Genomic DNA, 3,346 nt, shown 5'->3' on the forward strand with positions numbered 1-3,346 from the left:
TCATATCTCAAATGGATGGCGATCGCGGCGTTTTGCATCGCGTTTGCGCCGCTCGTCTGGCCGGTGCTGCGGGCGCGGCCGTAACGCGCCCGCGCCTGGCGCCATGCCGGAATGGAGAGCCAACATGCCGTGGTTGCACATCGCGTACTTGCTCGTTTTTGCACTTGATCTCGTCACGGCCTGCGTGATCATTTTCGTGGAGCGGCACAACGCCGCCGTCACGTGGGCGTGGCTGATGGTGTTGTTGTTCATCCCTGTCGGCGGCTTCATCTTGTACGTGCTGTTTGGACAACACATCAGCCGCTACCGGTTGGCCCGCTTTCGCCTGCGCAATGCGCCCTGGGTGGCGCGCGCCGCGGAGCGCCAGCATCGGCAGGTCGAATCGGGCCACGTGGTGTACAAGGAGCCGGCCGCACAGCGCCATGCGGATCTCATCGCCCTGAATCTCAAGACGGCCTACGCGGTCTACACGGAAGATAATCGCGTCGACGTGTTCGTGCGCGGGGTGGACAAGTTCGAAGCCCTGTTCGAAGACATTCGGCAGGCCAAGGACCACATCCACCTCGAATACTATATCTTCCGGCCGGACGATCTCGGCGAGCGTTTCGTTCGCCTCCTGGCCGAGAAGGCGCGCGAAGGCGTGGAGGTTCGCCTGCTGTACGACGCCGTCGGCTGCGCATGGACCCCCAAGTCGTTCTTCGAACCGCTGGTGCGAGATGGCGGCGAGGTCGCTGCCTTCTTTCCTTCCCGCATCCCTTACGTGAACCTTCGCATGAACAATCGCAACCACCGGAAAATCGCGGTGGTGGATGGGCGCGTCGCATACGTGGGCGGGTTCAACGTGGGAGATGAATACCTGGGCAAGGACGAGCGGTTCGGCTTTTGGCGCGATACGCATCTCCGGATCGAAGGGAGCGCCATCTTGGAGTTGCAGTCCATCTTTCTATTGGACTGGAATTCGTCATCCAAGCGTCCCGTGGAATTCGAGGACCGCTATTTTCCTCGCGTTCACGGGCGCCCTGGGGCGACCGGCATGCAGGTGGTGGCGAGCGGACCGGACACCGACTGGGAGCAGATCCGGAATGCCTACATCAAAATGATTTACGCAGCCAAGGAGAGCATCTATATCCAGACGCCGTACTTTGTCCCGGACGACAGTCTGTTGACGGCGCTGAAAATTGCGAGTCTGTCCGGCGTGGACGTCAAGGTCATGTTGCCGGGCAAGCCGGATCACCTATGGGTGTTCTGGGCGTCGAGGTTTTATCTCGGTGATCTGCTTCAGGCGGGCGTGCAGTGCTACCTGTACCGGGACGGCTTTCTGCACGCCAAAATGGTGGTGACGGACCGGGAATTGGCTTCCGTCGGCACGGCGAACATCGATATTCGCAGCTTCAAGCTCAACTTTGAAGTGAACGCGCTCATCTTCGATCGCGACAAGAGTGGACACCTCGCCGATCTGTTTGAGCGCGATCTTGAGAAATGTGATAGATTGACGCTGGAACAATATCGATCAAGGCCGAGAGCCGAGCGCATCATGGAGAGCTGCGCAAGGCTATTGTCTCCGATCTTGTGAAAGGGAGTCGAGGATGGAAAAGAAGCGGATGGCGGGTGAAGAAGCCGCAAAACGGATTCAACCTGGGATGAAGGTCGGCCTCGGGACGGGTTCGACCGCGTATTACACCATCGTCGAGGTGGGAAGACGCGTCAAGGAGGGGCTCGACATCGTGGCCATCCCCACGTCGCGTGAGACGGAGCGATTAGCCCGAGAGTTGGGGATCCCCTTGACCGATTTTCGCAGCTGTCCGCGCCTCGATCTCACCATCGACGGCGCGGACGCGGTCACGCCCGACCTTCAACTCATCAAGGGCGGCGGTGGCGCGCTGCTGCGCGAAAAGTTGGTGGCGTCCATCTCGGATGAACTCATCATCGTCGTGGATGACAGCAAGTTGTACGACGCGCTGTCAGGGCTCGCCATCCCCATCGAAGTGGTCCCCTTCGCGTGGGAGACGACCGCGCGCCGGATCGAAGCGCTCGGCGGGCGCTGGACGCTGCGCGAGCGAAACGGCGAAGTGTTCGTCACGGATAATCACAATTACATCCTCGACACGGTGTTCGATGAAGTCGCCGATCCGGCGGACTTGGCGCGGCGTCTCAAGCTGACCACCGGGGTCGTGGAGTCGGGGCTGTTCATCGACATGGCGAACGAGGTGGCCATCGGCACCGATGAAGGGGTGGTGTGGCGCAGGAAGCCAGGGATTTGAGCTCGGGCCAAGCGCATACATACGGATGGGCGGGGCACGGTAAGGCACGGGAGGGATGGCCCATGCAAGGGGAGACGCACCGCAAGCCCGGACCACCGATGCGCAACTTCGGCGAAAAGCTGCTCGCGGAAGGCGATCGCGAAGCGTTGGAGCAGTGGGCGATTCGCGATACCGTCGACGAGCACACGCTGACGCCAAAGCCGGAAGATGGAAAGCGCATCGGTCAGAAGCGCACCTCGCCCATCGAGCCTCGGTGAACAGAGTTTTCGGCGGCGGGCGGCGATGAGGGCCCGTCGCCCTTTGAATGCGTTTGAACCTTTGCCGACAGTCTGATACTGTGAAAGAGAGTGGAATGATAGCGGGGAGTCGTGGCTGTGGCGGGGTTTGTTAAGCAGCTGTTCACAGATTGGCGCACCATTGCGATGATCCTGTCGGGCGCCCTGGTGGCGGTGGTGGTTCTGTATTTGGATCGGAACCATCGGCTGACCGACTGGATTCAGTCGTGGGGATTCTGGGGCGTGATCTGGGCCATCGCGATCATGGTGATCTGGTGCCTGACGCCCATCCCGTCCGAAGGGCTTTTGATCATCTTCCTGCGCGTGTTCGGGGTTGTCGCAGGAACGACGTATGCGTGGATTGGATCCACCATCAGCTCCATTCTTATTTTTTTCATCGCCCGCCACTTTACGCGCATCATGCTCCAACGTGTGCAGCATCACGAGCGGTTTGAGCAGGTCAACCATTGGGTTCGCGAGTGGGGGAGTTTGGGCTTGCTTCTGGCCCGCTTGCTCCCGGTGCCCGCGTTTCTCGTCAACTATGTTGCCGGCATGATCCCAGCCACCTCGCTTTGGTCGTACACGTGGACGGCCGTCGTGGCCATGGTGCCGTATTATCTGGGCGTGGCGTTGGTCTACGCAGGCGTGTTTGGCAACTGGATCTACATCCTTCTGGGATGTGTCCCGCTCGCGGCGCTCGCGGTGTTTGCTGCGCTGTTGCGCCGCCGCGTGGGGCGAAACGGCCACGCGAAGTGAAGCGGATGCGAGACGGCGGACGGATCGCGCAAGATTACATAGGTGGAGCCTTTT

The 3,346-nt window shown here is 60.6% G+C and carries 4 protein-coding genes; all 4 read left to right on the forward strand.

Annotated features, from left to right (window positions below):
* The first annotated feature begins 124 nt into the window (after positions 1 to 124).
* Positions 125 to 1,573 (forward strand): cardiolipin synthase, encoded by a 1,449-nt coding sequence (gene cls, locus AMA01_RS13350; protein WP_067851736.1) that lies wholly within the window; start codon positions 125 to 127, stop codon positions 1,571 to 1,573.
* A 13-nt stretch (positions 1,574 to 1,586) separates the two neighbouring features.
* The gene (gene rpiA / locus AMA01_RS13355) at positions 1,587 to 2,261 is read left to right on the forward strand and encodes a ribose-5-phosphate isomerase RpiA (RefSeq protein WP_067851738.1); all 675 of its coding nucleotides are present in this window, start codon (positions 1,587 to 1,589) and stop codon (positions 2,259 to 2,261) included.
* A 62-nt stretch (positions 2,262 to 2,323) separates the two neighbouring features.
* Positions 2,324 to 2,518, forward strand: a complete 195-nt coding sequence (locus AMA01_RS13360; protein ID WP_067851740.1) for a hypothetical protein — start codon at positions 2,324 to 2,326, stop codon at positions 2,516 to 2,518.
* A gap of 117 nt (positions 2,519 to 2,635) precedes the next feature.
* Entirely contained in the window at positions 2,636 to 3,292 is a 657-nt protein-coding gene (locus AMA01_RS13365) for a TVP38/TMEM64 family protein (RefSeq protein WP_067851741.1), read from the forward strand.
* Positions 3,293 to 3,346 lie beyond the last annotated feature (54 nt).

The sequence above is a fragment of the Alicyclobacillus mali NBRC 102425 genome (assembly GCF_001570745.1).
GTDB lineage: Bacteria > Bacillota > Bacilli > Alicyclobacillales > Alicyclobacillaceae > Alicyclobacillus > Alicyclobacillus mali.